The 24,117-nt window shown below is 71.1% G+C and carries 21 protein-coding genes and 1 rRNA gene; 10 read left to right on the plus strand and 12 right to left on the minus strand.

Annotation, left to right across the window (positions count from 1 at the left end; translation table 11 throughout):
• Positions 1-56 precede the first annotated feature (56 nt).
• From ACIPY8_RS16180 to ACIPY8_RS16205, 6 genes are all read right to left on the minus strand, one after another.
• Complete coding sequence (locus tag ACIPY8_RS16180; RefSeq protein WP_400820267.1) at positions 57-1,379, minus strand: ABC transporter substrate-binding protein; 1,323 nt, start codon at positions 1,377-1,379, stop codon at positions 57-59.
• A 205-nt stretch (positions 1,380-1,584) separates the two neighbouring features.
• Positions 1,585-2,454, minus strand: a complete 870-nt coding sequence (locus ACIPY8_RS16185) for a dihydrodipicolinate synthase family protein (protein ID WP_400820270.1) — start codon at positions 2,452-2,454, stop codon at positions 1,585-1,587.
• A complete protein-coding gene (locus ACIPY8_RS16190) occupies positions 2,451-4,106 on the minus strand; it encodes a tripartite tricarboxylate transporter permease (protein ID WP_400820272.1) in 1,656 nt (551 codons plus the stop codon). Before ACIPY8_RS16190 ends, ACIPY8_RS16185 begins: the two co-directional genes overlap by 4 nt.
• Entirely contained in the window at positions 4,103-4,666 is a 564-nt protein-coding gene (locus ACIPY8_RS16195) for a tripartite tricarboxylate transporter TctB family protein (RefSeq protein WP_400820275.1), read from the minus strand. The genes ACIPY8_RS16190 and ACIPY8_RS16195 overlap by 4 nt, the downstream gene beginning before the upstream one ends.
• Positions 4,667-4,755: 89 nt before the next feature.
• The gene (locus ACIPY8_RS16200) at positions 4,756-5,724 is read right to left on the minus strand and encodes a tripartite tricarboxylate transporter substrate binding protein (protein WP_400820277.1); all 969 of its coding nucleotides are present in this window, start codon (positions 5,722-5,724) and stop codon (positions 4,756-4,758) included.
• Positions 5,725-5,851: 127 nt separating this feature from the next.
• Positions 5,852-6,514 (minus strand): GntR family transcriptional regulator, encoded by a 663-nt coding sequence (locus tag ACIPY8_RS16205; RefSeq protein ID WP_400820280.1) that lies wholly within the window; start codon positions 6,512-6,514, stop codon positions 5,852-5,854.
• A gap of 169 nt (positions 6,515-6,683) precedes the next feature.
• Between ACIPY8_RS16205 and ACIPY8_RS16210 the strand changes: the two genes are divergently transcribed.
• Entirely contained in the window at positions 6,684-7,328 is a 645-nt protein-coding gene (locus ACIPY8_RS16210; protein WP_400820282.1) for a Pr6Pr family membrane protein, read from the plus strand.
• 21 nt (positions 7,329-7,349) lie between these two features.
• On the opposite strand, the gene ACIPY8_RS16215 is transcribed toward ACIPY8_RS16210, so the two are convergent.
• Positions 7,350-8,759 carry an FAD-dependent oxidoreductase gene (locus ACIPY8_RS16215; protein WP_400820284.1) on the minus strand — a complete coding sequence of 470 codons (1,410 nt, stop codon included), beginning with the start codon at positions 8,757-8,759 and terminating at the stop codon, positions 7,350-7,352.
• A gap of 130 nt (positions 8,760-8,889) precedes the next feature.
• Entirely contained in the window at positions 8,890-9,894 is a 1,005-nt protein-coding gene (locus ACIPY8_RS16220) for a LacI family DNA-binding transcriptional regulator (RefSeq protein WP_400820287.1), read from the minus strand.
• 138 nt (positions 9,895-10,032) lie between these two features.
• Here ACIPY8_RS16220 and ACIPY8_RS16225 point away from each other — a divergent pair, with 138 nt between their 5' ends.
• The 4 genes from ACIPY8_RS16225 to ACIPY8_RS16240 are packed head-to-tail and all read left to right on the plus strand — an operon-like array spanning position 10,033 to position 15,087.
• Positions 10,033-11,286 (plus strand): extracellular solute-binding protein, encoded by a 1,254-nt coding sequence (locus tag ACIPY8_RS16225; RefSeq protein ID WP_400820289.1) that lies wholly within the window; start codon positions 10,033-10,035, stop codon positions 11,284-11,286.
• Between the two features lie 2 nt (positions 11,287-11,288).
• Positions 11,289-12,386: a carbohydrate ABC transporter permease gene (locus ACIPY8_RS16230; protein ID WP_400820291.1), complete on the plus strand. Its 1,098-nt coding sequence runs from the start codon at positions 11,289-11,291 to the stop codon at positions 12,384-12,386.
• Positions 12,383-13,222 carry a carbohydrate ABC transporter permease gene (locus ACIPY8_RS16235; RefSeq protein ID WP_050722103.1) on the plus strand — a complete coding sequence of 280 codons (840 nt, stop codon included), beginning with the start codon at positions 12,383-12,385 and terminating at the stop codon, positions 13,220-13,222. The genes ACIPY8_RS16230 and ACIPY8_RS16235 overlap by 4 nt, the downstream gene beginning before the upstream one ends.
• Positions 13,219-15,087 carry a glycogen debranching N-terminal domain-containing protein gene (locus ACIPY8_RS16240; RefSeq protein WP_400820294.1) on the plus strand — a complete coding sequence of 623 codons (1,869 nt, stop codon included), beginning with the start codon at positions 13,219-13,221 and terminating at the stop codon, positions 15,085-15,087. The genes ACIPY8_RS16235 and ACIPY8_RS16240 overlap by 4 nt, the downstream gene beginning before the upstream one ends.
• A 94-nt stretch (positions 15,088-15,181) precedes the next feature.
• Here the strand turns inward: ACIPY8_RS16240 and hutI are convergent, their stop codons facing one another.
• The 3 genes from hutI to hutH are packed head-to-tail and all read right to left on the minus strand — an operon-like array spanning position 15,182 to position 19,570.
• Positions 15,182-16,339 (minus strand): imidazolonepropionase, encoded by a 1,158-nt coding sequence (gene hutI / locus ACIPY8_RS16245; RefSeq protein ID WP_400820296.1) that lies wholly within the window; start codon positions 16,337-16,339, stop codon positions 15,182-15,184.
• Between the two features lie 20 nt (positions 16,340-16,359).
• Positions 16,360-18,036 (minus strand): urocanate hydratase, encoded by a 1,677-nt coding sequence (gene hutU, locus ACIPY8_RS16250; protein ID WP_400820298.1) that lies wholly within the window; start codon positions 18,034-18,036, stop codon positions 16,360-16,362.
• On the minus strand, positions 18,029-19,570 hold the full coding sequence (gene hutH / locus ACIPY8_RS16255) for a histidine ammonia-lyase (RefSeq protein ID WP_400820300.1): 1,542 nt from the start codon (positions 19,568-19,570) through the stop codon (positions 18,029-18,031). Before hutH ends, hutU begins: the two co-directional genes overlap by 8 nt.
• Before the next feature lie 58 nt (positions 19,571-19,628).
• Here hutH and ACIPY8_RS16260 point away from each other — a divergent pair, with 58 nt between their 5' ends.
• The 5 genes from ACIPY8_RS16260 (at position 19,629) to ACIPY8_RS16280 (ending at position 23,938) form a co-directional block, all read left to right on the plus strand.
• The gene (locus ACIPY8_RS16260; RefSeq protein WP_400820303.1) at positions 19,629-20,408 is read left to right on the plus strand and encodes an IclR family transcriptional regulator; all 780 of its coding nucleotides are present in this window, start codon (positions 19,629-19,631) and stop codon (positions 20,406-20,408) included.
• Positions 20,409-20,484: 76 nt separating this feature from the next.
• On the plus strand, positions 20,485-21,693 hold the full coding sequence (locus ACIPY8_RS16265) for an OmpA family protein (protein ID WP_400820306.1): 1,209 nt from the start codon (positions 20,485-20,487) through the stop codon (positions 21,691-21,693).
• Between the two features lie 45 nt (positions 21,694-21,738).
• Entirely contained in the window at positions 21,739-22,278 is a 540-nt protein-coding gene (locus tag ACIPY8_RS16270; RefSeq protein WP_400820308.1) for a DUF3060 domain-containing protein, read from the plus strand.
• A gap of 2 nt (positions 22,279-22,280) precedes the next feature.
• Positions 22,281-23,000 carry a response regulator transcription factor gene (locus ACIPY8_RS16275; protein ID WP_400820310.1) on the plus strand — a complete coding sequence of 240 codons (720 nt, stop codon included), beginning with the start codon at positions 22,281-22,283 and terminating at the stop codon, positions 22,998-23,000.
• Positions 22,997-23,938 carry a sensor histidine kinase gene (locus ACIPY8_RS16280; protein WP_400820312.1) on the plus strand — a complete coding sequence of 314 codons (942 nt, stop codon included), beginning with the start codon at positions 22,997-22,999 and terminating at the stop codon, positions 23,936-23,938. Before ACIPY8_RS16275 ends, ACIPY8_RS16280 begins: the two co-directional genes overlap by 4 nt.
• Positions 23,939-24,030: 92 nt before the next feature.
• Here ACIPY8_RS16280 and rrf read toward each other — a convergent pair.
• Positions 24,031-24,117 (minus strand): 5S ribosomal RNA (gene rrf, locus ACIPY8_RS16285); the annotation flags it as partial.

A 24,117-nucleotide genomic window follows, 5' to 3' on the forward strand; every position in this document is an offset into this window, starting at 1 on the left:
GGCGCCGTCACGGATCCGGGGCGAGGGGCGCTCCGGATCCGTGACGACGGGGTCGGTCAGTTCAGCGAGTCCTGCACGGCCTGCACGGATGCGGCCGCCTCTTCGGGCGTGGAGTCCCCCGTCGCGATCGCCGCGAGGGCGTCGGCCACGGCCTGGTCGAGCTTGGGCGACTCGAAGTAGCGCGAGTACTGCACCTTCGGCAGCCACTCGTCCACGAAGAGGTTCCAGATGTCCTCCTGCTTCTGGCTCGTGAACTCCTCGGGCGAGAGGCCGGTCACGGCGGGCACGTCGTTCATGGTGTTGACGAGCTTCTGCGCGCCGGAGCCGGCGATGAAGTCGGTGAGCACCTTGCAGGCGAGCTCGGGGTTCGCGGTGTTCTTCGAGATGCCGAGGCTCACGTCGATGCCGCCGACGAACTGCGACTCGGCAGCCCCTCCGGGGATCGTCGGGAACAGGAACGGCTCGTATCCGGACATGCCCTCCGAGAGCGGCGGGATGTCGGACTTGGTCGGGTCGGACTGCTGGATCCACCAGGCGCCGAGCGGGATCATGGCCGCGTTGCCGGCTTCGAACTGGTTCACGGCCGAAGGATAGGCGTCGAGGCCGATCGCGCCGTCCTGGGCGACGCCCTCGGTGAAGAGCTTGCTCCAGTACGAGAACGCCTCGACGATCGCCGGGTCGGTCCACGGGATGGATCCGGCCTCGGCCTCGTACACCGTGCCGGGCGAGACGTTGTTGGCGATCTGCAGGAAGACGACGTTGCGCAGCCAGGAGTCCTTGGCGGGGAGGAGGAACGGCGCGGCGTCGCCGCCGGAGAGGTCCTTCGTGACGCTCACGAGGTCGTCCCAGGTCTTCGGGACCTCGAGGCCGGCGTCGTCGAAGATGTTCGAGTTCGCCCAGAGGTTCACGGTCTGCGTGAGGATCGGCAGGGAGTAGAAGTTCTCGTCGCCGTCGGGGTTTCCCATGCGGGACTGCTCGATGCCGATCGGGTAGAACTTGTCCTGCCAGTCGTCGCCCCAGGTCTCGGCGGCGCAGTCCTGCAGCGGCATGAGGTTGTCGCGGTACTGCTGCGTCAGCGCACCGGGCTGGAGGCCCACGATGTCGGGCATCGTGTTCGAGCTCGCGCGGCTCTGCAGGTCGACGAGGTACTCCGGGTAGTTGAAGATCGTCGCATCGATCGACGACCCCTCGTTCTCGGCCTCGAAGGCCTCGATCATCTGACGCGTGGTCTGCTCGATCGGGCTCCACGAGCGGAACGTCACGGTGTCGGCGGATCCCCCGCCGCCGGTCTGGGTGGGTGCGGCCCCACCGGCACAGGCGGTCAGTCCCACGGCTGCTGCGCCGGCGACGGCGACGGCCAGGCTCTTTCTGAGCTTCATTCGCAAACCCCTTACATCGTCGTAGAAGTTATCGGCGTGCGCCGAACGACGTCAGTTTAGGTTTATTTGCGTATTGAGGACCAGGAAATCAATGAAAGTTGGTGAATGTCTTTCCGTTCTTGTGTTTTCCCATCACGCGTCTTTCGTTTTCGCAAGCGGTGAGAGCACCGATCCGCGAATCCTTGGGATCACGGCACTTCCGACATCAGCGGTGCATGGCCACGACCTGCGCGACGGCGGAGCGCTCGGCATCCGTCGGCTCGGCGATCGCCATGCGGCAGTGCGCGTCCGCCACGTCGAGCACGCGGTACGCCTCCTTCATGCGCGCCATGTCGCCGCCGATGAGCGACACGACGTCGTCGACCGCCTCCTGCGCGGCCTCGATCGCGGCGGCGTCTCCCGAGCGCCCGGCGTCGGCGAGTGCGCGGAACGGCTTCGGTGTCACCGAGGAGACCCCGGAGACGACGCCCTGCGCTCCGGCACTCACGGCCGCGATGAGGTCGCGGTCGGCGCCCGTGTACAGGTCGAAGTCCGCGGGCACGGCCGCACGATACGCCGCGATGTCGTCGAGGCTCAGCTCGCTGACCTTGGCCCCCACGACGTTCGGCAGCTGCGCGAGCCGCACGAGGAGGTCGACCGACACGGGATTGCCGCTGCGTGCGGGGTAGATGTACACGTACAGGCGCCCGTCGCCGACGGCATCCGACACCCGCTCGAAGTACTCGAAGATCGCGTCGTCCGACGACTTCAGGTAGTACGGCGTCAGTGCGGCGAACTCGGTCGCGCCGAGACCCTTCGCGATCTCCACGAGGCGGAGGGCCTCGAAGGTGCTCGGTCGCCCGACGTGAACGATCACGCGCATGCGGTCGGCGAGCTCCTCGAGCGCGGTGCGCACGAGCGCCGTGAACTCCTCGACGTCGACCGCCGGGAACTCCCCCGTCGTGCCGAGCACGAACGCCCCCTCGTTGCCGGACTCCCCCACGAACCGGAAGATCGCCCGAGACGCCTCGAGGTCGAGGCTGCCGTCGCGGTGGAACGCGGTGGGGATGGCGGTGAGGATGTCGTAGCGGGTCACTTCTCGGTCTCCTTGGAGTTCTTGCGCGCCTTGCGGAGCGCACGGGGGGATGTGTCGACGTTGCGAACGGTGGAGGTGAGCAGGTCGGGATTCGCGGCGAGCTCGTCGTGCGCGCGCTCGATCTGCTCGCGGCTCTCCTCGTCGAGGATCGAGTCCTCGAGCGAGGCGCGCTCGCCCCGCGGCCGACGCGCCGCCCTGATCGCCGGCATCACGATCGACAGCACGGCGAGGGCGAGCAGCACGAGCGCGATCGGGCTCACGACCTCGAAGAACGGCCGGGTCGGGAGGATCGCGAGCGTGCGGGCGAGGTTCTCCTCCGCGAGCGGCCCCAGCAGAAGGCCGAGCACCACGGGGCCGGCGGGCACCTGCATCCGCTTGAGCATGACGCCGATCACACCGAACACGAGCATCGTGACGACGGTCGACAGGCTGTTCGACGTCGCATAGGTGCCGATGATGCAGAAGATCAGGATGCCGCTCCACAGGTACGGCTGCGGGACGTCGAGGAGCTTGACCATGCCCTTCATGCGCACGAGGCTGAGCGCGAGCGAGAGCACGGTCGCCACGAGCATGATGCCCACGATCGACACCACGAGATCGGGGCGGTTCGTGAACAGAGTCGGTCCGGGCGTGATGCCCCAGATGATCATCGAGCCGATCATGACGGCCATGACCGAGTCGCCCGGGATGCCGAGCGCCATGGTCGTGGTGAGGGATCCGCCGAGCGTCGCACTGGAGGCCGTGTCGGAGGCGGCGACGCCCTCGATCGATCCCTTGCCGAACATCTCGGGATGCTTCGACGCCTTGCGCGCCCGCTCCCATCCGATGAGTCCGGCGATGTCGCCGCCTGCTGCGGGGATGAGCCCGACGCCGAGTCCGACTGCTCCGCCCACCGCGGTGGCACGGCCGCTCTGGCGCAGCTCCGCGCGGTTCGGCCACCAGCGGCCGAGGCTCGAGATGGGGCGCACGTTCGACTTCCGGTGCGTGAGGAGCTGGTCGAACAGCTCGGCGATGCCGAACAGGCCGATGATGACGGCGATGAAGTTGACGCCCTCGACGAGTTCGAGCACTCCGAACGTGAACCGCTGGTCGGCGGTCGCGGCATAGGTGCCGACCGTGCCGAGCATGAGGCCGAAAAGCCCGGCGAGGATGCCCTTGAGCATCGACTTCGACGAGATGCCGATCATGATCGAGATGCCGAACACGACGAGCGCGAACAGCTCGGGCGATTTGAAGTAGTCCCGCGCGAAGCTCGCGATCGGCACGGCCGCGACCGAGAACAGCACGAGCGAGGCCAGGATGCCGACGGCCGAGACGATCGCGGAGATCGTGAGCGCGAGTCCCGCTCTGCCCTGTTTGGCCATGGGATAGCCGTCGAGCGTGGTGGCGATCGAGGCGGGCGTGCCCGGGGTGTTGATGAGGATCGACGGCACCCGGTCGCCGAAGTTCGCCGCGACGTAGATCGTCAGCAGTACCGCGAGTCCCTGCACGGGTTCGAGGGTCATGGTGAAGCCCGCGGCGAGGGCGACCGCCATGGTCGCGGTGATGCCGGGGAAGGCGCCGACCATGAAGCCGAGCACGAGCCCGACGAGCATGTACAGCAGGATCGAGATGTCGAGGAGCGAGTTCAGCCCCTCCATGAGCGCGTTCACAGGGGGATCCTCAGGAGCATCCCGAACACGACGTACACGAACGCCGTGACGGAGGCGGAGTAGATGACGAGGCTCAGCCAGCGGCGGTGGCCGTAGAGGAGCATGAGGGCGGCCATCAGCAGCGCGGCCGCGACCGGGAAGACCTCGATGCGGTAGCCGAACAGGATGACCGAGCCGAGCGACCACAGGGCGATGAACGCGCCGGAGATCGCGAGCGTGGCGATGACACGGACGTGACCGCCGGGCTGGATGCGCTCGAGGTCCTCGCGACCGGGAGCCGGCCGCGTCAGCGCGATGGCCAGGATCGCGAGCGAGATGACGACCGCCGTGACGGCGATCACGAGGGGCCAGAAGCGCGCGTCGATCTGGCCGGGAGCAGCCTCGCGCCGCAGCGGGATCTGCGTGGTGAGGACGAGGTACCCCGCCGAGAACGCGAGTGCGACGACGCCGAAGACGATCTCGAGCGTGCGGGATGCGGGCGCGCCCTGGTACTCGTCGGCGGCGGCGTCCGCGGTGGCGACGGCGTCGGGTGCGGAGGCGTCCGAGGAGGAGCTCGTCATGATGGTCCTTCCGTGCTCGGAGAACGTGAGCGGAGAAGAGGGCGGCGCCGCGGGACCGGTGTCGAGCCGATCCCGCGGCGCCAGTCTTCTCAGCCCAGGAGGTCCTTGAACAGCGTGAACTGCTCGTCGACGAACTCGGTCCACGCGGCGGAGTCGCGGTACACGACGAGGTTCCCGGCATCCTTCTGGAACTGCGTGTACGTGTCGGACTCGACGGCCTCCTTGACGGCGGCCTCGAGGGTCGTCTTGACGTCGTCGGGGAGGCCCTTCGGGGCGTAGATCCCGCCCCAGCCGCCGAACTGCACGTCTTCGCCGATCGCTTCCTCCACGGTCGGCACGTCCTCCGCGTCGGGGTGACGCTCGTCGTTCATGACCGCGAGGATGCGCACGGCCTCGCCCTGCGCGAGGGCTTCGCCGAGGCCCGAGACCGCGGCGACCGTCTCTCCGGACGCGGCGGCGGCGACCGCGGTGGCTCCGCCGTCGTACGGCACGGGGGTGAAGGTCGCGTCGGTCGCGTCGCCGAGGCCGATCGTGGCGGCCTCCCAGATCGAGCCGGCCCCGGAGTTGGCGACCGTCACCGCGGCGGACTTCGCCTGGGCGACGAGGTCCTCGAGCGACTCGATGCCGCTGTTCGCGCCGACCGTGATGACGCCGGGCGCGAGCATGATCTGGCCGAGCAGGTCGAAGTCCTCGGGCAGCACGTTCGCGCTCTGCGTGGTGTTGAGCATCGCGATCTCGACCGGCGCGAACCCGATCACGTAGCCGTCGGCATCCTGCGCTCCGACGTACTCCATGGCGAGGGCGCCGGCCGCGCCGGGCATGTTCTCGGGGATCACGCTGACGCCGAGGATGCTCTCGAGCTCGGTCGCGAGGGCGCGCGACGACAGGTCGGATCCGCCGCCCGGGTTGGCCTGGATGATGAGGCGGATGTCGTTCTCGGGGAACGCCGAGGCGGCGTCCTCTCCTTCCTCGACCTTGGTGCAGGCGGACAGGACGAGAGCGGTGGCGGCGACGGCGGCGATCGCGGCGGCCGCCCGGGTGATGCGCAAGCGGGGCATCTTTGCTCCTCTACGTGGGTCGACCGTGTTGTCGACGATCCCGACGGTAGCAGTGTTGACTGTTAACAGTCAACACTTGACGCGTCACGGTGCGATCACATCGCGGGATGCCGACGACGGCGCGTCGCTACGCGCGGCCGGAGATCTCGCTGAGCATCCGCGCCCTGGCGCCGTCGAGATGCGCGGCCAGCACCTCGGCCGCCTGCTCCGGCGTCCCCTCGCGCATGACCTTCATGAGGGTCACGTGATCGTCGGAGGACTCGTGCAGATCCTCGTCGTGGTTGATGGTGACCTCCAGCAGCGCCGCGAACGTCGGCAGGTACTGGTGCCAGGCTCCCTCGAGACGTGCGTGGTCCGCGAGCACGTAGATCTGCGAGTGGAACTCGAGGTCCGCCGTGACGAACGCCGCATGATCCCCGGTGTCCGCCGCCGTCGCCATGCGCTCGACCGCCGCGGCCATCGGCGCCCAGCGCTCATCGTCGTCGACACGCATGGCGCGGGCCAGGGCGAGCTGCTCGAGGGCGCCGCGCAGGCTGTAGAGCTGGTCGACGTCGTCCGGCGCGAGGCCCACGATGGAGACGCCGCGCGGGCGCTGGACCTCGACGAGCTTCTCGAAGCTGAGCTGCACGAGCGCGTCGCGGATCGGACCGCGGCTCACCGAGAACTCCTCGGCGAGGGCCTCCTCCGTGATGCGGGACCCGGCGGCGAGCTCGCCCCGCACGATGCGCTGCCGCAGCACTCGGGCCACCTGCGCGCCGAGGGACTCCCCGCGCTGGACGGTCTGTGTCACGATGACCTCCTGTTAACTGTTGACAGGATACACAGGAGCGTGTCGACACGCGCGGCGACAGCGGCGATCCGGCCCGCGCCCTCAGACGCCTTCCGTAGACTCGCCGGATGGCGCGACCCGAGCGCCGGCATGGCGCGACCCGAGCGCCGGGGAAGGATGCGAGACGACGGTGAGGGCGCGAGCGGTCTTCGGCGCACTGCGCCTGGCCGCGGCGACCGTGTGCGTCGTCGCCCTCGTGCACCGCCTGTTCTGGGGCCTCAGCTCCCAGACGATCGCCGGCGAGAACTTCTTCGCGTACCTCACGGTGCAGTCCAACTGCGCGCTCGTGGTCGTGCTCGTGATCGGGGCGGTCCTGGCGTTCGCGCGGGCCGCCGATCCCCGCTGGTTCACGGTCGCACTCGCGCTCGTCCTCACGTGGACCATCACGGCCGGCCTCGCGTTCGCGCTCATCGTGTGGCAGGCGGGGCTGCGCGGCATCCGCGTCGACGTCCCGTGGTCGGATCAGGTGCTGCACTTCTACCTCCCCGCGTGCACCGCCCTCGCGTGGGTCCTCACCCCCGGGCACCGCGGCGTGCCGTGGTGGGTCGTGCCGAGCGCGCTCGCGTTCCCGCTGGCCTGGGGAGGCGTGACGCTGTGGCGCGGTCCCCTCGTCGGCTGGTATCCGTACTACTTCCTCGATCCCCGACAGGTCTCCGGACCGCCGGAGTTCCTCGTGACCAGCGCGATCGCGCTCGCGATCTTCGCGGCCGTCGCGTCGGTCATCGTGCTCGTCAGCCGGATGCGGCGGCGCGGCCACGAGCGCCCGCCCGTCTGACGGCGGAGGCGCGGACCCGGATCAGGGCGTCGCGAGGAAGGGCGCGAGGGAGCCGATCGCGGCCTCCAGCACCTCGTCATCGTCGAGCTCGGCGAACGTCTGCGCGTCCTCGCCGCCGACGATCCCCACGACGATGCTCTCGCCCGTCGCCGCGGAGAGGTCGATCCACGTACGGATCAGGGCGTCGCCGCCGACCACGTGCCAGATGCTCGGCGTCGCCGACGGGTCCGGCGTCGCCGAGGCGGCGTCCCCGGACGGGTCGGCCGCCACCGCGAACGGCGACTCCTCGAACCGCATCCACACGGTCTCGATGCGCCCCATGCCGAGCTCGGCGATCGCACCGCGGTGCGAGAAGGGCAGGGCCGGCGCGAACTGCAGCCCCTCGCTCTGGAGCACGCCGAGGGGCACCGTGATGATCACACGGTCGAAGGAGAGCGACTCGCCGGTCGCGACTCCCAGGCTCACGCCCGCGTCGTCGTAGGCGACTCGCGACACCGGCGACGACAGGCTGACCTTCGCGCCGTCGAGCAGCTCGTCGAACACCGGGCCGAGGTCGCCGAGCGGAGCGATGCGCTCGGCCGCAGGCAGGAGCGGCGGGAACCACGTCGACGCCTCGTCCGTGTCGGAGCCCGACGTCGACGACACGGCCGCGAGCAGCGCGGCGATGCCGGGCTCCTCGAGGTCGACTCCCGCGTCGGCGAGCGCGTCGGCGAGCGACTCGTCCGCGGGCTTCTGCTGCCCGGCGTTGATCGCCGCCTGCACGGGGTCCGCGGAGACGGGGTCGACGTCGCCCTCCGCCGAGCGCCACAGCGGCGTCGAGACGACGGCGGATCGGATGTCGAGGCTCGTCAGCTGCGCGAGCATCTCGGTGTCCGCCTCGGCGAGCAGCCATCCGCCGAGCTGTGCCGGCACGGGCCAGGCCTTGTCATCGACCACGGACTGCACTCGACCGCCGACACGGTCGCGCGCCTCGAACACCATGACCTCGGCACCGGCGCCCACGAGCCGAGACGCCGCGGCCGCGCCGGCGAGGCCCGCGCCGATCACGGCGATGCGCTCCCCCGACCCGGCGACCCTGAGCACGTCCTGCGCTGCACGTTCACCCGAGCGCAGTGCGGCGTCGATCGTGCCCGGCGCCTCCGCGTCGGTGGCCTCTCCGGCGAGGAACAGGCGGTCCTCGACGGACTCGGCGAGCGCGTCGCGGGCGCTCTGCTGCGTGCCGACGGGCGTGTAGCTCGCGGCGCCGAGCGAGAACGGGTCGGTCGTCCACGCGCTGCGGGCGAACGCGGCGGGGGTGATCGCACCGCTCGTGGGACGCGGGGTCGGAGTCCGTGTGGGCGTGGGCGACGGCGCCGGCTCGGGCGTGCAGGAGGCCAGCAGGACTCCCAGGACGCCGGCTCCGGCGCCGATCAGCAGGGTGCGACGCGTCATCCTCATCGTGTCGCAACGATACCGCGCGCAGATGGGGGGATGCCCCGGCGTCTCCGGTCGCACTTCGTGTCGCTTCTCGCCGGAACCGACGGCACGAACTGCGACGCGAACATCCGAGGCCGGGCGACGGTCAGCGGATCACGAGCTCCGGGGTGATGAGCGCGTGCGCGGACCCGGGCTCGAGGCGGCGCGGCGCGACGACGTCGCCGGTCGGGCCCATGAGCAGTTCGAGGATCGCCTGGGCCACGTCCTCCGGGCGTTGCTCGACGCTCGAGAACCCCAGGGCCTCGGCCGTGGGCGTGTTGTCGAAGCCGATCACGGGCACGGACAGTCGGGCATCGGCGAGGGCCAGCAGGGCACCGACCGCGAGGGAGTCGCTCGCACAGACGAGCGCGTCGACGCGGGCGCCGTCGGCGAGCGCACGCGTCACGGCCTCGCGCGCGCCGGCCACGGACTCCTCGGCGACGAGTCGCGCACCCCGCGCGCCGGTCTCCGCGACCGCCTCGCGCCAGCCGCGTTCCCGGTCGTCTCCGGTGCCCGATCCGCTCGGCCAGCCGAGGAACGCCACGGTCTCGCCGAAGCCGAGAGCGTGCGCGGTCGCCGCTCGTGTGCCCGCGGCGCCGTCGACGTCGACCCACAGGTGCGTCGGATCGGCGATGTCGTCGTCGCCCCACGGGCGGCCGAAGGAGATGAACGGCAGACCGACGGCGTCCAGCCGCCCGACGCGGGGGTCGTCGCGCTCGGTGGCGGTGAGGATGGCGGCGTCGATCTCCGACCCCTCCCAGAGCTCGGTGAGGCGGCCCAGCTCCTCCTGCGGCGAGCGCGCCGCGTAGACGAGCATCCGCATGCCCCGCTCGCTGGCCCGCTCGGTGATCGCGTGCACGAAGCGGTCGAGCACGACGCCCGAGACACCGCCGAGGTAGGGGTCGAGGCGGATGCCGATGGTCGAGCTCCGTCGCAGGCGCAGGCGCCGAGCGGCCGCGTGCCGCCGGTACCCGAGCGCATCGATCGCGGCGAGCACGCGTTCGCGCGTCTCGGGGCGGACGATGTCGGGGGTGTTGAGCACGTTCGACACCGTCTGCCGGGAGACGCCCGCGTGCGCGGCGACGTCTTCGACCGTGGGCGCCTTCGCCATCGCTCTCCTCGCTCCGTGCGGGCTTGACATGCCCGCGTGACCGCACCTAGCCTATTCCACGCAGAGTTTGATCGTTCAAATTGCACCCGGAACGACGATCGCACCCACTCGCGAATGACTCATCAAAGGAGAGAGACCATGACACGGCACACCACACGCGCCCTCCTCGGCACCGGAGCGGTACTGCTCACGAGCACGCTGGTGCTCACCGGATGCGGCGGCTCCGGCTTCTCGGGCGGCGACAGCGGCGACGGCTCCGAGGGGCTCACCTCCTCCGACGACGCACTCACGATCCTCATCGGCTCCTCGGGAGACGCCGAGACCGCCGCCGTGCAGTCCGCGGTCGACGCCTGGTCGGAGGAGTCCGGCACGAAGGTCAGCGTGCAGGTCGCGAGCGACCTCGCCCAGGAGCTCTCGCAGGGCTTCGCGGCCGGCAAGCCCGCGGACCTCTTCTACCTCGCACCCGAGCAGATGGCGGGCTTCGCGAAGAACGGCTCGCTCCAGGCCTACGGCGATGAGCTCGCGAACAAGGACGACTTCTACCCCTCCCTCGTCGAGAACTTCACGCTCGACGGCACGTTCTACTGCGCACCCAAGGACTTCTCGACGCTCGCGCTCGTGATCAACAGCCAGATGTGGGCGGACGCCGGACTCACCGACGCCGACCTGCCGACCACCTGGGACGACCTCGCGACCGTGGCGCAGAAGCTCACCACGCCCGAGCACGTCGGCCTCGCGTTCGGCGCGGAGTACCAGCGCATCGGCACGTTCATGGCGCAGGCCGGCGGCGGTCTCGTCGACGACGGCGCCGCGATCGCCGACGACCAGGCCAACGTCGACGCCCTGGACTACGTCAAGACGCATCTGAACGACGGCACCTTCGCGTACGCCAAGGACGTCGGCGCCGGATGGGGCGGCGAGGCGCTCGGCAAGGGCCTGGCCGCGATGGTGATCGAGGGCAACTGGATCACCGGCGCCATGGAGAACGACTTCAGCTCCGTCGACTACACCGTCGCCGAGCTGCCCGAGGGACCGAGCGGTCCGGGCACCCTGCAGTTCACGAACTGCTGGGGCATGGCGGCCGACAGCCCCAATCAGCAGGCCGCGCTCGACCTCGTCGAGCACCTCACGAGCGCCGACAGCCAGCTCGCGTTCTCGAAGGCCTTCGGACCGATGCCGTCGATCGCCTCGGCCGCCGACCAGTGGACCGCCGACAACCCGACGCTCGCCCCGTTCCTCGCGGGAGCCGAGTACGCGCAGTTCCCGCCGAACCAGGACGGCGCCGCCGACGTGGTCGCCGACTTCAACGCCCAGCTGGAGTCGCTGAAGACGGGTGACCCCGCGCAGATCCTCGGCACCGTGCAGTCGAACCTCGACGCGATCGTCGAGTAACCATGACGACGCAGGCCACGCCTCGCCGCGGAGGGGCCTCCGGGCTCCGCCGCGGCGAGGCCGCAGCCGGATGGCTCTTCACCGCCCCGGTGATCATCATCCTCGGCGTCTTCCTCCTGGTCCCCGTGCTCATGGCCCTGTGGGTCAGCATGTCCGACTGGGCGGGGCGCGGCAGCCCCCTCTCCCCCTCCGTCTCCTTCGTGGGCACGGAGAACTACTCCGCCGTGCTCGCCGACGGCGGCCTCGCCACGAAGGACTTCGGCACGGCCCTGCGCAACAACGCCTGGTACGTCCTGCTCGTCGTGCCGCTGCAGACCGCGCTCGCACTGTTCCTCGCCGTGCTCGTGAACCGGGCCGTGCTGCGCGGCCGCGGCTTCTTCCGCACGGCCTACTACTTCCCCTCCGTCACGAGCTCGGTCGCGATCACCGTGCTGTGGCTCTTCCTGTTCTCGGCGAGCGGCGCCGTCAACAGCCTGCTCTCCTGGTTCGGCATCGAGGGCCCGAACTGGTTCAACGATCCTCGCGGTGTGCTGCACCTGCTGCTCGGCGCGTTCGGCGTCGATGCGGGGCCGGCAGCCCTCACCGGCGGCGGCATGCTCGGCATCTCCTGGTGGGAGTGGCTCGCGGGGCCGTCGATCGCGATGAGCGCCTACGTCCTGATGGCCGTGTTCACGACCTCGGGCACGTTCATGCTGATCTTCCTCGCCGGACTCCAGAACCTCGGCGCCGACGTCGACGAGGCCGCCATGATGGACGGCGCGAACGGCTGGCAGCGCTTCTGGCGCGTCACGCTCCCGCAGCTGCGTCCGACGCTGTTCACGGTGCTCACGCTCGGACTCATCGGCTGCTGGCAGGTGTTCGACCAGATCTACACGGGCACGCGCGGCGCGCCGAGCAAGACCACGCTGACGCCCGCCTACCAGTCGTACAAGACCGCGTTCACGGATCAGGAGTGGGGCCAGGGTGCCGCGATCGCGTTCATCCTGTTCGTGATCATCGTCGTGTTCACGCTGCTGCAGCGCTGGGTGCTGCGCGACAGGCCCGTGTCGCGCCGACGCATCCGCGCCTATGAGGTCACGTCGAAGGGAGGCGTCTCATGAGACTCTCCTCCAAGCAGCTCACCTGGCAGATCGTCCTGTACGCGGTGCTGATCGTGCTCGCGCTCATCTACATCTACCCGTTCCTCATCCAGGTGTTCACGAGCTTCAAGACCGATGAGGATGCCGCGGCCTCCGGCCTCGGTCTGCTGCCGGACTCGTGGACGTTCGCGGCCTACGAGCGCCTGTTCGCGAACTCCGACTTCCCGTCGTGGTTCGTCAACAGCGCGATCGTCACGATCTTCGTCACGGCAGGCCGGGTGTTCTTCAACTCGCTCGCGGGGTACGCGCTCGCGCGGTTGCGCTTCCGGGGCCGCGGCGTCGTGTTCGCGGCGCTCGTCGCGGTGATGTCGGTGCCGACCGTCGTGCTGCTGATCCCCAAGTTCCTCGTGATCAACCAGCTCGGCATCTTCAACTCGTACGCGGGCATGATCCTGCCGCTGCTCGTCGACGCCGCCGGGGTCTTCATCATGAAGAACTTCTTCGAGTCGATCCCCGTCTCGGTCGAGGAGCAGGCCCGCATCGACGGCGCCGGCACGTTCCGGATGTTCTGGTCGGTCGTGCTGCCGATGGCGACGCCCGCGCTCATCACGATCGTGATCCTGTCGTTCCAGGGGTCGTGGAACGAGCTGAGCCACTTCATCGTGTCGACCAACGACCCCGCCCTGACGACCCTCACGAAGGGCGTCGCGTCCCTCGCGAGCGGACAGCTCAGCCAGGGCACTCAGTACCCCCTCAAGCTGGCCGCCGCGCTCATCATGACGATCCCCGTCGCCGTGATGTTCTTCGTCTTCCAGCGCCGCATCATGAATTCCACCGAAGGAGCCGTCAAGGAATGACCGACCGCCCCCACCTCCAGCCCCTGCTCGACCAGGCGGTGATCGTGCTCGACGCGCCGACCCAGGTGTGGTCGGCGCGCGACGGCCGCATGGGCACCGCCCCGATCCACGGCATCTACCACGGCGACGTCCGCCACATCGCCGCGATCGACCTGACGGTGCGCGGCACGGCTGTGGAGTCGATCGGATGCTCGTCGCCGACGCCCGAGCGCGTCGTGTTCACCGACCTGCTGCGGGGGATCGACGACGCGGGTGCCGATCCGAAGATCCGCCTCGACCGCGAGCGCACCGTCACCGCGGGACGCTTCGCGGAGGGCATCCGGGTGTCCTCGCACCTCGAGACCGAGACACCGGTCGAGATCGAGGTGCGCCTCCGGCCGGACTTCGCGCCCATGCAGCTCGTGAAGGCGGGGAGGGATGCCGACGTCGAGTGGTCGTGGGACGGGCGCGAGTGCCGGGCGGGCGACGCCTCGTTCGCGCTCTCCGCGCCGGATGCGGAGACGGCTGTCGACGGTGCCGCGATCGTGCTCGTGTGGCGGATCACCGTCCCGCCTCGCGGTGCGGTCGAGCTCGGCTGGTCCGTGGACCTCGACGACCCGACGCTCGTCGTGACCTCGCCCGAGCCCTCGTCGGCGACGCAGCACGTCGAGTCCGGCGACGACCCCCGGGCCGCGCGCTGGCTCGACCGCGCCGCCGCCGACCTCGCGGCCCTCCGCCTCGCCCTTCCCGAGCACCCGGACGACGCGTTCTACGCCGCGGGCGCCCCGTGGTTCTTCACGCTCTTCGGCCGAGACTCGATCTGGGCCGCGCGCCTCGCCCTGGCGGCCGATCCGTCGATGGCGACCTCGACGCTCCGCGTGCTCGCTCGGCTGCAGGGAACCGTGGTCGACCCGGCCACCGCGCAGGCTCCGGGCAAGATCGCGCACGAGCTGCGCAGCGGCGAGCTGTCCCTGCCCGGAGAGGGCGTGCTGCTCCCTCCGCTGTACTACGGCACGGTCGATGCGACCCCGCTGTGGGTGTGCCTGCTCGCCGACGCTCGCGACGCCGGGCTGTCGCCCGAGGAGCTGCGCGACCTCCTCCCCGCGCTGCGCGCCGCCCTCGACTGGATGGTCGTGCACGGCGACGCCTCGGGCAGCGGGTTCATCGACTACCGCGACGAGACCGGGCACGGGCTCGCCAATCAGGGCTGGAAGGACTCCGGCGACTCGATCCAGTGGCGCGACGGACGCCTCGCCGACGGACCGATCGCGCTGAGCGAGGTCCAGGGTTACGCCTACGAGGCCGCGGTGCGCGGCGCAGCGCTGCTCGACGAGCTCGGCGAGGACGGGGGCGACGACCTCCGCACGTGGGCCGACGACCTCCGCACGCGTTTCCGCAGGGCGTACTGGGTCACGACCGAGGAGGGCCGCTACCCGGCGATCGCGCTGGACGCGCACGGCGCCCCGGTCGACACCCTCACGAGCAACATCGGCCACCTCATCGGCACGGGCCTGCTCGACGCCGACGAGGAGCAGGCCTGCGCCACGCTCCTGACGGGCGACACGATGTCGAGCGGCTACGGCATCCGCACGATGTCGACCGGCGCGGCCGGCTACTGGCCGCTGAGCTATCACGGTGGCAGCGTCTGGGCGCACGACACCGCGATCGCGGTGCACGGGATGCTGCGCGCCGGCCTCACCGAGCCGGCACGAGACATCGCGGAGCAGCTCCTCGACCTCGCGGCGGGCTTCGAGTACCGCGTGCCCGAGCTGCACTCCGGCGAGCCGCGCATCCCGGGCGGCGCCCCCGTGCCGTATCCGGCGGCGTGCCGTCCGCAGGCGTGGTCCGCTGCGGCCGCTGTCGTGACCGCCGAGGCGCTGCGCTGACGCATCCGGCATCCGGGTTCCGGTCGCAGTTCGTGTCGCTTTCCGCCTCGGCGGACGGCACGAAATGCGACGGGAACGGATGCCGGGGTCGTCGTCAGCGGACGGCGACCCCGTCCTTCCACACGCGATCGACGAGCGGAACACCCGGCCGGTAGGCGAGGTGGATGCGCGTCGGTGCCGTCAGCAGCACGAGGTCGGCGCGAGCACCGGGGGCGATGACGCCGACGTCGTCACGGCGCAGCGCCCTCGCGCCGCCCGCGGTCGCCGCCCACAGCGCCTCGGCCGGGGTCATCCCCATGTCGCGCACGGCGACCGCGATGCAGAACGCCATCGACGAGGTGAAGCTCGACCCCGGATTGGTGTCGCACGCGAGGGCCACCGTGACCCCGGCGTCGATGAGCCGCCGCGCATCGGGGTACGGCTGCCGCGTCGAGAACTCGACCCCGGGCAGCAGCGTGAGCACGGTGTCGGAGCCGGCGAGCGCCGCGACGTCGGCATCCGTCAGATACGTGCCGTGGTCGACCGAGGCCGCCCCGAGCTCGACCGCGAGCCGCACACCCTCGCCCGGTCCGAGCTGGCTCGCGTGCAGGCGCGGCACGAGTCCGGCGGCGATGCCCGCCTCGAGGATCCGCCGCGACTGCGCGACCGTGAACGCCCCGGTCTCGCAGAACGCGTCGATCCAGCGGGAGTGCGGCGCGCACGCGTCGAGCATCTCCCCGCACACCAGGTCGACGTAGGCCTCGGGGTCGTCGGCGTACTCGGCCGGTACGACGTGCGCGCCGAGGAACGTGACCTCGGGCGTGACCTCGGCGGCCAGGCGCACGAGCCGCTCCTCGTCGGCGACCGAGAGCCCGTAGCCGCTCTTGATCTCGACCGTGGTCGTCCCCTGCGCGAGCAGTTCGTCGACGAAGCCGCGCAGGCGGGCGCGGAGCTCCTCGTCGCTCGCGGCTCGCGTCGCGGCCACGGTCGAGCGGATGCCGCCGGCGGCGTACTTCTGCCCGGCCATGCGCGCCTCGAACTCCGCCGCACGATCGCCGCCGAACACCAGGTGGCTGTGGCTGTCGACGAAGCCGGGGATGACGGCTCGGCCCCCGGCGTCCACGACCTCGCCGGCGGTCGGGGCATCCGCAGCCGGCCCGACCCACGCGATCCGCCCGCCCTCGACCAGCACGGCCGCGTCGTGCAGGGTGCCGCACGGGTCGAGCGGCGAGGCGACGTTGGTCGTCAGCTCGCCGATGTTCGTCAGCAGCATGCGCACAGCATCGGCACCGGTCACAGCATCGGCACTGTCAGGCCGCGCTCGCGGGCGATGTCCCGGGCGTGCTCGTATCCGGCGTCGACGTGACGCATGACACCGGTGCCGGGGTCGTTCGTCAGCACGCGCTCGAGCTTCTCGGCGGCGAGCGCGGAGCCGTCGGCGACCGTGACCTGTCCCGCGTGGATCGAGCGCCCGATGCCGACGCCCCCGCCGTGGTGCAGCGACACCCAGGACGCGCCGGAGGCCGTGTTGAGCAGGGCGTTCAGCAGCGGCCAGTCGGCGATCGCGTCGGATCCGTCCTTCATGCCCTCGGTCTCGCGGTACGGCGAGGCCACGGACCCGGAGTCGAGGTGGTCGCGTCCGATCACGATCGGCGCCGACAGCTCGCCCGAGGCCACCATCTCGTTGAACTTCAGTCCGGCGAGGTGGCGCTCCTTGTAGCCCAGCCAGCAGATGCGGGCGGGGAGGCCTTCGAAGTGCACCTTCTCCCCCGCCTTCTCGAGCCAACGGTGCAGCGCCGCGTCCTCGGGGAAGAGCTCGGCGATCGCACGGTCGGTCCTGCGGATGTCCTCGGGGTCACCCGAGAGCGCGGCCCAGCGGAACGGCCCGCGCCCCTCCTCGAACTGCGGACGGATGTACGCCGGCACGAAGCCGGGGAAGGCGAACGCCCGGTCGAAGCCGCCCAGCTGCGCCTCGGCGCGGATCGAGTTGCCGTAGTCGAACACCGCGGCACCGGCATCCTGGAACGCGACCATCGCGGCGACGTGCGCGGCCATCGACTCCCGGGATCGGCGCGTGAACTCCTCCGGGTCGCGCTCCGCCTCGGCCTTCCAGTCCGCGACCGCGATGCCGATCGGCAGGTACGCGAGCGGGTCGTGCGCGCTCGTCTGGTCGGTCACGATGTCGATCGGCACGCCGCGGCGCCGCAGCTCGGGGAACACCTCGGCCGCATTGCCGACGACGCCGACCGACAGGGCCTCCCCGGACTCCTTGGCGGCGATCGCGCGCGCCACGGCCTCGTCGAGATCGGTGTAGTACACGTCGAGGTAGCCGTGGTCGACGCGGCGGGCGAGGCGGCTCTCGTCGACGTCGACGATGAGCACGGCGCCCTCGTTCATGGTCACGGCGAGGGGCTGGGCGCCGCCCATGCCGCCGGCGCCGCCCGTGAGGGTCAGCGTGCCGGCGAGAGACTCGCGGCCGAGCGAGCGGGCCACGGCGGCGAAGGTCTCGTACGTGCCCTGCAGGATGCCCTGCGTGCCGATGTAGATCCACGACCCGGCCGTCATCTGGCCGTACATGATGAGGCCGAGCTCCTCGAGGCGACGGAACTCGGGCCAGTTGGCCCAGTCGCCCACGAGGTTCGAGTTCGCGATCAGCACGCGCGGCGCCCACTCGTGCGTGCGGAACACGCCGACCGGCTTGCCCGACTGCACGAGCAGCGTCTCGTCGGGTTCGAGCTCGTCGAGCGTGCGGACGATCGCGTCGTACGCCGCCCAGCTGCGGGCTGCGCGGCCGGTGCCTCCGTAGACGACGAGGTCCTCCGGGTGCTCGGCGACCTCGGGGTCGAGGTTGTTCATCAGCATCCGCTTGGCGGCTTCCGCGCCCCAGCTCTTGGCGGTGCGCTGAGCGCCGCGCGGGGCGCGGACGGTGCGCGGGCCCACGGCGTCAGGGGTGGTGGTCGTCTCAGTCATGCGCGTGCTCCTTGGCGATGCGGGTGACGGCGCCGGACTGCACCAGCGCGGTCACGGCCTCCATGTCGGGGGAGAGGTAGCGGTCGGGTCCGGGGCCGGCGGCGACGGTGCGGACGAGGTCGCGGACCGCGCCGGTCGCCGGGCCCGCCTGCAGGGGCGCCCGCAGGTCGAGCGCGCGGGCGCCGGTGAGGATCTCGATCGCGAGGACGCGACCGAGCCCGTCGATCGCCCGGCGCAGCTTGCGGGCCGCCGCCCACCCCATCGACACATGGTCCTCCTGCATGGCCGAGGAGGGGATGGAGTCGACGGATGCCGGGACGGCGAGGCGCTTGAGCTCGGACACGATGCCCGCCGAGGCGTACTGCGCGATCATCAGTCCCGAGTCGACGCCCACCTCATCGGCGAGGAACGGCGGCAGACCGTGGTTGCGCGCGGGGTCGAGCGCGCGGTCCGTGCGGCGCTCCGAGACGGAGGCGACGTCGGCGACGGAGATCGCGAGGAAGTCCAGGACGGCGGCGACGGGTGCCCCGTGGAAGTTGCCGTTCGACTCGATGCGTCCGTCGACCGTGATGACGGGGTTGTCGATCACGCTGGCGAGCTCCCGCCCGGCGATGAGCGTCGCGTGCGCCAGGGTGTCACGGGCGGTGCCGTGCACCTGCGGCGAGCAGCGCAGCGAGTACGCGTCCTGCACCCGGCCGTCCTCCGGTCCCTTGTGGCTGTGCACGATCGGCGAGTCCCGGAGGAACGCGCGGAGGTTCCCGGCGGACTCGCCCTGGCCGAGCTGCGGGCGCAACGCCATGAGGTCGGCCGCGAACACGGCATCCGTCCCCATCTGCGATTCGATCGACATCGCGGCGGCCATGTCGGCCGCGAGCAGAAGCGATTCGAGGTCGTGGAGGGCGAGCGCGAGGGTCGCGAGCATCCCGTCGGTGCCGTTGATGAGCGCGAGACCCTCCTTCTCGACGAGCGTGACCGGCTCGATCCCGGCGTCCGTGAGGGCGTCGGATGCCGGGACGAGCTCGCCGTCGGCGGAGCGGACGTCGCCCTCGCCCATGGCCGCGAGCGCGATGTGCGCGAGAGGAGCGAGGTCGCCGGAGCAGCCGAGCGAGCCGTACTCGCGCACGATCGGGGTGATCCCGGCGTTCAGCAGGGCGGCATAGGTCTCGACCACGACCGGGCGCACGCCGGTGCGCCCGGAGGCGAGGGTCTGCAGACGGAGCAGCTGGAGGCCGCGGACGACCTCGCGCTCGACCTCGGCTCCCGTGCCGGCGGCGTGCGAGCGGATCAGGCTGGCCTGCAGCTGCAGACGCCGGTCGGGGGCGATGAACGTCGTGGCGAGCGCACCGAATCCGGTCGAGACGCCATAGTGCGGGTTCGGGTCCGCGGCGAGGCCGTCGATCACGCGGCGGGTCTCGGCGACGCGCTCGAGCGCCTCGGAGCTGACGATGACGGGCGCGGCGTGGCGGGCGACGGACACGACGTCGGCGATCGAGAGGGGCGCGGCGCCGACGACGACGGGGGACGAAGTGCTCATGCTCCGATTCCACACCCGCACGCTCGCGGGCGACACCGGATCGTGGCATCCTGTGTCTGTGATACCAGACAGTGCGGAGTCCGCGGTGTCCCCCGCGCAGGTCCCCGCCGCGGACAACACCCTCCGGATGCTCCGCTACCTCGCCGGACGACCTGCCCCGGTCGCGGCTTCGGCGATCGCCCGTGATCTCGACCTGCCCCGGTCGACCGTCTACCACCTCCTCACGACCCTCGCCGCGCACGGGTTCGTGCTGCATCTGCGCGAGGACCGGCGCTGGGGTCTCGGCACCTCGGCCTTCGAGCTCGCAGGCGGGTATGCGCGGCAGCAGCCTCTCGCCCGGCTCGGGAGACCCCTCGTCGCGGCGCTGTCCGACCGGCTGGGCGAGAGCGCGCACCTCGCCGTGATGAGCGGCGGCGACGTGCTGTACATCGTCGAGGAGCGGGCGCCCCGTCGTCCCGCACTCGTGACGGACGTCGGCGTGCGGCTGCCGGCGCACCTCACGGCGTCCGGCCGCGCGATGCTCGCAGCCCTCCCCCGCGAGCAGGTGCGTGCCCTGTACCCGAGCGCCTCGGCGTTCCCCGATCGCACGGGCGTGGGACCGCGTACACCGAGGGAACTGCGCGAGGTGCTGCGCGTCGCCCGTGCCCGCGGCCACGCGACCGAGGACAGCGAGGTCGCCGACGGCCTGCGCAGTGTCGGCGCCGCGGTGCGGGACCACACAGGATGGCCCGTCGCCGCCGTCGCGGTCACCTGGGCCGACGACGACCTCGACGAGGCGGAGCTCGCCGGTGCCGTGCGCGACACGGCCGCGGTGCTCGAGTCGCGACTGCGTCGGTGAGCGCCCCCGGGCGGTTGTCTCAGGACTGCGACATCCCCGCGACGCCACGGCGACATCGCCTGGATACGCTCGTTCCATGACCTCGACCTCCGCACCGTCCGCCCGTCGCCTCGGCCGCACTCTCGCCGCCGGAACCGCGCTCGCCTGCACGGCCGCAGCGATGCTCGCCGGTTGCGCACCGGAACCGGCGGTCAGTGCGTCGACGCCGTCGCCGACGCCTTCGACATCCGCGGAACCGTCCGTCGCGACCGTCGCCGGTTACGACGTGGGGCAGTTCCCGCCCGTCCCGCTCTTCGTGCTGCCCGACCTGTCGCTGCTCGACACGTCGGCGTCGGCGTTCACGATCGAGGTGAACGAGGCTCTGGCCGACATCCCGGGCGTCGTGGCCGCTCCCGCGCAATGCGACGCGGGCGGCAGCGTCGTGTCGGGCGCTGGCACCGCCTATCTGTACGGCGACGGGTCGGGGTCGTTCACGGGACCGGACGGCACCGTGCAGAACTTCGGCGACGGCTCGGGCGCCTCGACCATCAACGGCGTCGCGATCCAGAACTTCGGCGACGGCTCCGGCACCTACTCCGACGGCACCGTGACCATCCAGAACTTCGGCGACGGATCCGGCAACTACAGCGACGCGACGACCACCGTGCAGGTGTTCGGCGACGGCTCCGGCAACTACTCCCGCGGGTCGGTGACGATCCAGAACTTCGGCGACGGATCCGGCACCTACAGCGACGGCACCGTCACGATCCAGAACTTCGGCGACGGATCCGGCGACTACAGCGACGGCGACGTCACTATCCAGAACTGGGGCGACGGCACCGCGCTCGTCGACGGCGAGACCGTCGACGCCGATCCGCTGCCGAAGGTCCCCACGCTCGGCGTCTTCCCGCCGCTCGGAGCGCTCGCGCCGGTCGCCTCGTGCGGCACGACGCTCACGTTCTCGGACGGCGTCCTGTTCGACTTCGACAAGAGCGACATCCGTCCCGACGCCGCCACCACGCTCGACGCCGTGGCCCAGGTGTTCACCCGCCTCGGCATCTCCTCCGCGCAGGTCAGCGGCCACACCGACGCGATCGGCTCGGATTCCGAGAACCAGACGCTGTCCGAGGACCGCGCGCAGTCCGTGGTCGCCGGCGTCGAGGACCGCGGCGTGACGACCGCGCTCACCGCCGAGGGCTTCGGCGAGAGCCGCCCGGTCGCCGCGAACGAGATCGACGGGGCCGACAATCCCGCGGGGCGCCAGCTGAACCGCCGCGTGGAGATCTTCATCCCCGCGACGCTGTGACGTCACGCGACCGCCCCGAGAGCCCCGACACGAGAGGATGGGTCCATGCGCCGCTCGACCGCGACCTCCGCTCTGCTGACCGCCGTGCTGCTCACGACGACGCTGTGCGGATGCACGGTCTCGATCGTCGACCCGGGGGCACCTGAGTCCGCGGCCCCGCCCACCCCGGAGCCGACGGCGTCCTCGTTCGAGGTCGAGCGCACCGAGCCCACGCCGAAGAGCACGTCGTCCGCCGCGTCCGACGCTCCGGGCACGGAAGGGCTGAGCGCCGAGGGCCGGGCCGAACGCGACCGCCTGACCGCTGCCGCGTCGACCACGGCGACGTGCCCGAGCGGCGCCGTGACCGCCGACGGGGAGATCATCCGGATCGAGGGCGCCTGCGACACGCTCGACGTCCAGGCCGACGCCGCCGTCGTGATCGCGGACGACGTCCGCGATCTGACGCTGTCCGGGAGCGGGACGACGGTGTACGTGCTGAACGTCGCGACCATCACGGTGACCGGGAGCGCGAGCGCGATCCTCTGGTCCGGGGCCACTCCGAGCGTCGACGACACGGGTGCCGCCAACACGCTGCGGAGAGGGTGACGATGCACGACACGCCACGACCCCGCATCCTGCTCGTCGACGACGACGAGGCCATCACCGGCGCCCTGGGTCCCTTCCTCGAGCGCAGCGGCTTCGCCGTCCGAATCGCCGAGGACGGACGCGCGGGCCTCGCCGCAGTCGAGCTCGAGGTGCCGGACATCGTGGTGTGCGACGTGCTGATGCCGCACGTGGACGGACGCGAGTTCGTGCGGCGCGTACGAGCACGACAGCTGTCGCTCCCGATCATCCTCCTCACGCAGGTCGGCGAGTCCTGGGAGCGCAGCGCCGCGCTCGACGAGGGCGCGGACGACTATCTGAACAAGCCCTTCGACCCGCACGAGCTCATCTCGCGCATCCGCGCCGTGCTGCGACGGACCGCACAGGGCGCCGGGGCGCTGCGGTCCGCCACCCGGCTCCGCGCGCTGGATCTCGTGCTGGACCGCAGCGCCAGACGCGTGTGGCGCGGAGAGACCGAGGTCGCGTTGACGCCGAAGGCGCTCATGCTCCTCGAATACCTGATGCTGCATCCGCACGAGGTGCACTCCCGCGAGCGACTGCTCTCGACGCTGTGGGGATTCGACTTCGCGACCACGAGTCGAGCGGTCGACCATCGCATCGCGGAGCTGCGCCGCGTGCTCGGCGACGGTGCCGGGGACACCCGGTTCATCGAGACAGCCCCGACGATGGGCTACCAGTTCACGGCCTCGGTGGTGGCGGGATGACTCGCGGCGGAGACCGCGCGCTCGGCATCCTGGCCGCCGTCCCGGTGGGCGCGTGCGCGGTCATCGCCGGGGGGATGCTGCTGGCCGGCGATCAGCGTCTGCTCGCCGTGGAGCTGGCCCTGCCGGCCGGGATCGCGATCGGCGGGGTCGTACTGTCGGCCATCCCCCTCGCGGTGCTGCTGTGGCGAGGTCGTACGGCTGCTCTGCGCCGGCGAGCGGCCGCAGCCTCCGACGCCGCCGCCGCCGGGGCCGCGCAGCACGAACGCGCCACCCATCAGCGCTTCCTCGCGCGCCTGGATCACGAGCTCAAGAATCCGATCACCGCCATACGCGCGACGGCCGCGGCCGCGCAGGGAGCGGCCTCCGCCGATGGCGGGGACGCGTCGTGGCGCACGGTGGACGCGCAGGCGACGAAGCTGAGCTCCCTCGTGCGGGATCTCCGCAAGCTGGCGGAGCTCGAGACCCGGCCGCTCGAGACCGAGGCCGTCGTCCTCGAGGATGTGCTCGCCGAGGCGATCGACGCCCTCGGTCACCAGGACCCCCAGGCGCGAGCGCGCACCGTGCTGTCGGTGACGCGCATACCCTGGCCGGTGCCGCCGCTCGCCGTGGATCTCGACCTGCTGTCTCTCGCGATCGACAACGTCCTGGGCAACGCGGCCAAGTACTCGTCGCAGGGCCCGATCGAGGTCCGCCTGCGCGAACAGGACGGACGGGCCGTGATCGAGGTCGCCGACGCCGGACGAGGGGTCCCCGCCGGCGAGCTTCCCTCGGTGTTCGACGAGCTCGCCCGGGCCCAGAACGCTCGCGACGTGAGCGGGTCGGGCATCGGCCTGACGCTCGTCGCCACCGTCATGCGACGGCACGACGGCGACGTGTCGATCCGTTCGGTCGAGGGATCGGGAACGGTCGTCACGCTGCGGCTGCCCATCCGGCGCTGAGCACGGATCGCACGCGCGGAGGCCCGACATGCGGCTCGCACGTTAACGCAGAAGAGCCACCCAGCTCTGGGTGGCTCTTCTGACTAAAAGGAGTCCGGCGGTGTCCTACTCTCCCACAGGGTCCCCCCTGCAGTACCATCGGCGCTGTGAGGCTTAGCTTCCGGGTTCGGAATGTGACC

The sequence above is a fragment of the Microbacterium sp. NPDC089696 genome, from assembly GCF_044749125.1.
Taxonomy (GTDB): Bacteria; Actinomycetota; Actinomycetes; order Actinomycetales; family Microbacteriaceae; genus Microbacterium.

Bases quoted from the DNA above. Each gene is read 5' to 3' on its own strand.
- ACIPY8_RS16180 (WP_400820267.1), bottom strand. From the start codon at position 1,379: ATGAAGCTCAGAAAGAGCCTGGCCGTCGCCGTCGCCGGCGCAGCAGCC.
- ACIPY8_RS16195 (WP_400820275.1), bottom strand. From the start codon at position 4,666: ATGACGAGCTCCTCCTCGGACGCCTCCGCACCCGACGCCGTCGCCACC.
- ACIPY8_RS16200 (WP_400820277.1), bottom strand. From the start codon at position 5,724: ATGCCCCGCTTGCGCATCACCCGGGCGGCCGCCGCGATCGCCGCCGTC.
- ACIPY8_RS16215 (WP_400820284.1), bottom strand. From the start codon at position 8,759: ATGACGCGTCGCACCCTGCTGATCGGCGCCGGAGCCGGCGTCCTGGGA.
- ACIPY8_RS16220 (WP_400820287.1), bottom strand. From the start codon at position 9,894: ATGGCGAAGGCGCCCACGGTCGAAGACGTCGCCGCGCACGCGGGCGTC.
- ACIPY8_RS16225 (WP_400820289.1), top strand. From the start codon at position 10,033: ATGACACGGCACACCACACGCGCCCTCCTCGGCACCGGAGCGGTACTG.
- ACIPY8_RS16230 (WP_400820291.1), top strand. From the start codon at position 11,289: ATGACGACGCAGGCCACGCCTCGCCGCGGAGGGGCCTCCGGGCTCCGC.
- ACIPY8_RS16235 (WP_050722103.1), top strand. From the start codon at position 12,383: ATGAGACTCTCCTCCAAGCAGCTCACCTGGCAGATCGTCCTGTACGCG.
- ACIPY8_RS16240 (WP_400820294.1), top strand. From the start codon at position 13,219: ATGACCGACCGCCCCCACCTCCAGCCCCTGCTCGACCAGGCGGTGATC.
- hutI (WP_400820296.1), bottom strand. From the start codon at position 16,339: ATGCTGCTGACGAACATCGGCGAGCTGACGACCAACGTCGCCTCGCCG.
- hutU (WP_400820298.1), bottom strand. From the start codon at position 18,036: ATGACTGAGACGACCACCACCCCTGACGCCGTGGGCCCGCGCACCGTC.
- hutH (WP_400820300.1), bottom strand. From the start codon at position 19,570: ATGAGCACTTCGTCCCCCGTCGTCGTCGGCGCCGCGCCCCTCTCGATC.
- ACIPY8_RS16265 (WP_400820306.1), top strand. From the start codon at position 20,485: ATGACCTCGACCTCCGCACCGTCCGCCCGTCGCCTCGGCCGCACTCTC.
- ACIPY8_RS16270 (WP_400820308.1), top strand. From the start codon at position 21,739: ATGCGCCGCTCGACCGCGACCTCCGCTCTGCTGACCGCCGTGCTGCTC.
- ACIPY8_RS16275 (WP_400820310.1), top strand. From the start codon at position 22,281: ATGCACGACACGCCACGACCCCGCATCCTGCTCGTCGACGACGACGAG.
- ACIPY8_RS16280 (WP_400820312.1), top strand. From the start codon at position 22,997: ATGACTCGCGGCGGAGACCGCGCGCTCGGCATCCTGGCCGCCGTCCCG.